This window comes from Pseudolysinimonas sp. (assembly GCF_057350545.1).
In genome coordinates this window covers 1-5,751 of the sequence record NZ_JBMRCP010000123.1, presented here as the reverse complement: position 1 = coordinate 5,751, position 5,751 = coordinate 1, and the positions used below count along the sequence as shown (strand labels likewise).

The 5,751-nt window shown below is 71.0% G+C and carries 5 protein-coding genes and 1 pseudogene; 1 reads left to right on the top strand and 5 read right to left on the bottom strand.

The genetic code is table 11. From position 1 onward, the window contains the following. On the bottom strand, positions 1-779 hold a 779-nt coding region (locus ACO1X9_RS16555; RefSeq protein WP_486351955.1), incomplete at its 3' end, for an RDD family protein. Between the two features lie 19 nt (positions 780-798). On the opposite strand from ACO1X9_RS16555, the gene ACO1X9_RS16550 reads away from it, so the two are divergent. Continuing rightward, complete coding sequence (locus ACO1X9_RS16550) at positions 799-1,794, top strand: stage II sporulation protein M (protein WP_486351954.1); 996 nt, start codon at positions 799-801, stop codon at positions 1,792-1,794. 142 nt (positions 1,795-1,936) lie between these two features. On the opposite strand, the gene ACO1X9_RS16545 is transcribed toward ACO1X9_RS16550, so the two are convergent. The 4 genes and pseudogenes from ACO1X9_RS16545 to ACO1X9_RS16530 form a co-directional block, all read right to left on the bottom strand. Next, a complete protein-coding gene (locus tag ACO1X9_RS16545) occupies positions 1,937-2,644 on the bottom strand; it encodes an aquaporin (RefSeq protein ID WP_486351953.1) in 708 nt (235 codons plus the stop codon). A 138-nt stretch (positions 2,645-2,782) separates the two neighbouring features. After that, entirely contained in the window at positions 2,783-4,096 is a 1,314-nt protein-coding gene (locus ACO1X9_RS16540; RefSeq protein WP_486351952.1) for a DUF58 domain-containing protein, read from the bottom strand. Positions 4,097-4,113: 17 nt separating this feature from the next. Then, positions 4,114-5,073, bottom strand: a complete 960-nt coding sequence (locus ACO1X9_RS16535) for an AAA family ATPase (RefSeq protein WP_486351951.1) — start codon at positions 5,071-5,073, stop codon at positions 4,114-4,116. 26 nt (positions 5,074-5,099) lie between these two features. Continuing rightward, positions 5,100-5,751 (bottom strand): annotated as a pseudogene (locus tag ACO1X9_RS16530) (DUF4350 domain-containing protein); the annotation flags it as partial.

The following is a 5,751-nucleotide window of genomic DNA, read 5'->3' as shown; positions in this document are numbered from 1 at the left end:
GCCTCCGCCTCGCGCTCGCGGCGCACGACGGTGATCCCGCCGAGGAAGAGCTCCGACTCGACGGGCGGCACGGGGGCCACGAACACCGACGCCTCGGTGGCGAGCTCCGCAGCGAGACGGGGGCGCCGCGCGGGGTCGTACTGCGGCGCCTGCGCGAGGAACTGCGTGATCCGCCGCGAGAGCTGCGTCGGCATCCTGGCCACGTCGACGATGCGGGCCCACCCGGCGAGCTGCGGCGGGATGCCGAAGAGCGGCATGACCGACCCGTTCACCCGCTCGTACTGGCAGTAGGTGCCCGCGAGCAGGTCGCCGAGACGCTGCGTGCGCGCGGTGAGCAGGCCGGAGAGGGCCGCGGCCCCGCCGAAGGTGACGAAGAACTCGAAGAACCCGACGAGCGCGCGCACGGCGGCCTGCCGGAGGCCGATCGCGCCGCCGTCGAGGCGCACGATGCGTCCGCCGATCGCGAGCTTGCCGAGCGACTTCCCCTTGGTGAGCGTCTCGACGACGATCGGGATGCCGACGAAGCACGTGACGAGGGTGATGATCGCGATCGCCGCCATGACGGCGCCCTCGGTGTAGAGCACGGAGGTCGCCATCCCGATGCCGATGATCGCGATGATGAACACGACGAGGTACGCGACGATGTCGATGAGCGCTCCGGCGGCTCGCAGCACGAAGCCGGTGGGATGCAGGTCGAGACTGACGGCCTCGCCGGTCAGGGTGCCTTCCTCGCCGGGGGCGTAGTCGTCGATCCACTCCGAGTCGGGATCGGCTGCCATGTCGGTAGTCTCCTTTGTTGTGGACCTCGATGCCTACTCTGCCGCACACCGGGCAGAGTGGGACCGCTTGACCGTCCTCGCGAACAAGCGGAAGCTCGACGGACGTGAGGCCGATGAACTCATCGACCTCTACCAGTCGGCGTCGGCCCACCTCGCGGAGATCAAGTCCACCGTCGGCGAGACCGTGCAGGGCGATCACATCTCGCTCGCCCTCGCGAAGGCGCGGCTGCGGTTCACCGGCACGCCGACCAACCCGCTGCGCCAGCTGACCCTGTTCTTCGCCAACCAGCTGCCGGCGGCGCTGTACCGCATCCGCTGGCTGTCGCTCGTCATCACGGTGCTCTTCATCGGCATCGCGGCCGCCTACGCGACGTGGTTCGCGCTCAACCCGGAGCTGCTCGACCTGCTCGGACCCGAGGAGTATCGCCGCGAGTACGCCGAAGAGCTCTTCGTCGAGTACTACTCCGAGAGTTCGATGGGCGGGTTCGCGAGCCAGGTGTGGACGAACAACGCGTGGCTCACCGCGCAGTGCATCATGTTCGGCATCACCGGCGTCTTCCCGATCTACCTGCTGTTCTTCAACGCCCAGAGCATCGGCATCTCGGCGGCGATCATGAACGAGTTCGACGAGCTCGACACGTTCTTCCTCTACATCGCGCCGCACGGCCAGTTGGAGCTCTACTCGATCTTCGTCGCGGGGGCGGCGGGGCTGCTCATCTTCTGGTCGTGGGTGGCGCCCGGCCACCGTACGCGCAAGCAGGCGCTCGCCGAAGACGGCCGGGCGTTCTTCACGATCGTCGTCGGGCTCGTGCTCTCGCTCTTCGTCTCCGGCATCGTCGAGGGTTTCGTCACCCGTCAGGACTGGCCGTGGCCGCTCAAGATCGGCATCGGCACCGTCGTGCTGGTCGCGTTCCTCGTCTACCAGTGGGGTGTCGGCCGTCGAGCCGCTCGCGCGGGAGAGACGGGCGACGTCGAGGAGTTCGACGCGGGCGCGAAGGCGATCGTCGCGGGCTGAGGGCCGAGCGAGCTTCGGTGTTCGCCCGATTCGGGCTGCGTGCGGGTCTTCCTCCGCAGCCCGAATCGGGCGAACAGCCGTCCACTCGCACGACGAAGGGGCCCAGGATGTCGCCATCCCGAGCCCCTTCGTGTGACGGGTATCAGCCCTTGCGGCCGAAGAGCGGCTTCCAGATGAAGCCCGCGAGCAGCGCGCCGACGATCGGGGCGACGAAGAACAGCCACACCTCCGAGAGCGGCTCGCCGCCGCCGAACACGGCGGTCGCGAGGGAGCGCGCCGGGTTGAGCGACGCGTTGTCGATCGGGATCGCGATGAAGTGGAACAGCGCGAGCGTGAGGCCGATCGCGATCGGAGCGAACCCGGCCGTCGTCGAGCCGTCGGCGGTGACGCTCAGGATGACGAGCACGAAGATCGCCGTGATGACGATCTCGACGAGCAGCACCGGCAGGAGCGCCTCGCCGTAGCCGTTGGAGACGCCGGCGAACGTCGACGACACCGACTCGAGCGCCGTGCCCGTACTCAGCGCGATGAGGAAGTGGATGAGCGTCGCGAGCAGACCGCCGACGAGCTGCGCTCCGATGTAGGGCAGCACGTCCTTCCACGGCATCCGTCCCGCGGCGGCGGCGCCGAGGGAGACGGCCGGGTTGAAGTGACCGCCCGAGATGTGACCGACCGAGTAGGCACCGGCGAGCACGGCGATGCCGACGGCGAGTCCGACGACGAGCGGCTTCGCTTCGCCGTTGTAGTAGATCGCGGCGCCGATGACGCCGAAGACGAGCAGGAACGTGCCGAACACCTCGGCGACGAGGCGCCGGGTGTAGGACGGAGCAGCAACAGTGGTTTCAGCCATGGCCACACGGTATCCCCGGACCCAGGTGTTTCTCAGGATCACCGACGGCGGGGCGATGACACTCGTGCGCAACTCTCACCGGTCGCCGCGTGCATCCCGAGTGTGCCGGGACGGCCGTCGAGCGCTGCGACGACCCCCTCAGAGACGCCCGGCGGCCTTGAGCGCGAGGTACTTGTCGGCGAGCGCCGGCGGGAGGTCGGCGGGCGGGGCCGTGACGACCTCCACGCCCGTCTGTCGCATCGCGGTGGCGACGCGGGCGACGTCGAGCAGTGCGCGCTCGGCGGAGGCGGCGCGGTAGACCTCGTCGGAGCCGAGGCGCTCGGTTGTGGCTGCGACGACCTCGGGGTCGGTGACGGCGGCGACGACGACGGTGTGTTTGCGCGTCAGCTGCGGCAGCATCGCGAGCAGGGGTCGCGACGCGCCGGGGGTGTCGATCGGGGTGACGAGCACGACGAGGGCGTGTTGCGTGGTGACGGCCCGCACGAGCTCGGGGATCTCGTGCCAGTCGCCCTCGATCATCTCCGACTCGACGGTGGCGAGCATGTCGACGGTGCGGGCGAGCAACTCGGCGCCCGACGCCCCCTGCACACGGCCCCGCACGACGCGGTCGTGCACGATCACATCGACGCGGTCGCCCGCGCGGGTGGCGAGCGCGGCGAGCAGGAGCGACGCCTCGAACGCGGTGTCGAGTCGCGGCTCGTCGGCGATGCGCGCCGCTGACGTGCGCGAGGAGTCGATGAGGATGACGACTCGGCGATCGCGTTCGGGTCGCCAGGTGCGCACCACGAGCTTCATCTGGCCGGTCGCCGAGTCGCGCCGCCGGGCGGAGGCCCGCCAGTCGAGCGAGCGCACGTCGTCGCCGCGCACGTACTCGCGCAGGGAGTCGAACTCGGTGCCCTGCCCGCGCACCATGACCGAGGTGCGCCCGTCGAGTTCACGGAGGCGGGCGAGCCGCGACGGCAGATGCTTGCGGGAGTTGAACGGCGGCAGCACGCGCACGATGCCGCGCACCGGGATCGTGCGCTGCCGCGCGACCATCCGCAGCGGACCGAACGAGCGCACCGTGACGTGGGCGGCGCGGCGCTCGCCGCGGCGCACGGGCGTGAGCGTCGTCGTGTACACGCCGCGGTCGCCGGCGGCGATCGTCACCCGATGGCGGTTCGGGCGCGCTCCCGCCGACGGCTCCCAGGCATCCCGGATCGTGCCGCGCACCGTGCGCCGCCCGGGATTCGCGACGGCGAGTCGCGCGCGGGCGCTCTCGCCGAGCCGTAGCCGCACGGGCAGATCGCGTGCGAACTCGAGCGCCGCGGGCGACCCGGCGAGCGCGAGGTCGACGGCGACGACCGCCGCGAGCACGACGCCCCAGAGGGCGAGCCCGGGCAGCCCGCCGAGCGCCACGACGGGAATCGCACCCACCGCGACGAGCAGCACGAACCACCCGGAGATCGCCATCAGTCAGCTCCCGGCGATCAGATCGGAACCTGCACCTGCTGCACGACGGAGCGCAGCACGGTGTCGGCCGAGACGCCCTCGAGCTCCGCCTCGGTGCGCAGCTGGATGCGGTGGCGCAGCACGGGGACGGCCATCGTCTGGATGTGGTCGGGCGTCACGCCGGTCGAGCCGGACAACCACGCCCACGCGCGCGAGGCGGCGAGCAGAGCGGTCGCGCCGCGCGGCGAGACGCCGAGCTTCACCGACGGCGAGGTGCGGGTGCCGCGCGCGAGGTCGACGGCGTAGCCGAGCACGTCGGGAGAGACGGTCACGGTCGCGACGTCGGCCTGGGCGGCAGCGAGCGTCGCGGCGTCGAGTACCGGGGTGACGCCCGCGGCGGCGAGGTCGCGCGGATTGAAGCCCGAGGCGTGCCGGTGGAGCACCTCGACCTCTTCGTCGCGTGCCGGCAGCTCGAGCACGAGCTTGAGGAGGAACCGGTCGAGCTGCGCCTCGGGCAACGTGTAGGTGCCCTCGTATTCGATGGGGTTCATCGTCGCGGCGACGAGGAACGGGCTGGGCAGCTTGCGGGTGACGCCGTCGGCCGAGACCTGCCGCTCCTCCATCGCCTCGAGCAGCGCCGACTGCGTCTTCGGGGGCGTGCGGTTGATCTCGTCGGCGAGCAGGATGTTCGTGAACACCGGCCCCTCGCGGAACTCGAACTCGCCCGACTTGGGGTCGTAGACCGCGGAGCCCGTGATGTCGCCCGGCATGAGGTCGGGTGTGAACTGGATGCGCTTCGTGTCGAGCCGCATCGCCTGGCTGAGTGTGCGCACGAGGAGCGTCTTCGCGACACCGGGAACGCCCTCGAGCAGCACGTGGCCGCCGGCGAGCAGCGCGATCATGAGCCCTGTGACGGCGCCCTCCTGACCGACGACGGCTTTGCCCACCTCGGTGCGGACGGCGGCCAGGGCGGCGCGGAGTTCGGAGGAGTCGGTCATGTCAGCCATTCTGTCGGGGTGACGGGTCAGCGGCCCCGCACGATGCGGGCCAGGTCGGTTTCGAGGAGGAGCAGTTCGTCGGAGAGCGCGACGAGCGCTGAGTCCGACGTCGGAGTGCGGGTGACGAGCAGTGCTGCGACGGCATCCCGGTCCCGTCCCGTGAGGGCGGCGACGGCGCCGACGACCTCGTCGACGCTCGCGCGACGGGGGAGTCCGCACAGCGACGCGAGGCGCGTGATCGAGCCGATGCGCAGCGAGTCGAGGGCGTGCCCTCGCGCCCCCGCCCGCTCGTAGAGGCGCGCGCGGCCTTCCATCGTCTCGTTCGACCGCACCACGACGGGCAGCCGCTCCGTCACGAGCGGGCCGAGCCGGCGGCCCCGCCAGATCGCCGCAGCGAGTCCGGCGAACAGCGTGAGGATGATGAGCGGCGTCAGCCAGGGCGCGGTGCGATTCGCAGCGGTCGGGATGTCGCCGGCGTCGAGTTCGCTGAGGTCGGGGCGGTACCAGACCAGGTTCTCGCGCTCGCCGAGCAGATTCAGGGCGAACGCGGCGTTACCCGCCTCGAGGATGTCGCCGTTGGTGAAGGCGCCGCTGACGCCGACGATCGTGACGTCGGCTCCGCGAGTGCGCGTCTGCAGCACCGCGAACTCGTCGTCACCCGTGGCGAAGCAGCCGTCG

Coding starts and splice junctions, on each gene's coding strand:
- ACO1X9_RS16545 (WP_486351953.1), bottom strand. CDS start 2,644: ATGGCTGAAACCACTGTTGCTGCTCCGTCCTACACCCGGCGCCTCGTC.
- ACO1X9_RS16540 (WP_486351952.1), bottom strand. CDS start 4,096: ATGGCGATCTCCGGGTGGTTCGTGCTGCTCGTCGCGGTGGGTGCGATT.
- ACO1X9_RS16535 (WP_486351951.1), bottom strand. CDS start 5,073: ATGACCGACTCCTCCGAACTCCGCGCCGCCCTGGCCGCCGTCCGCACC.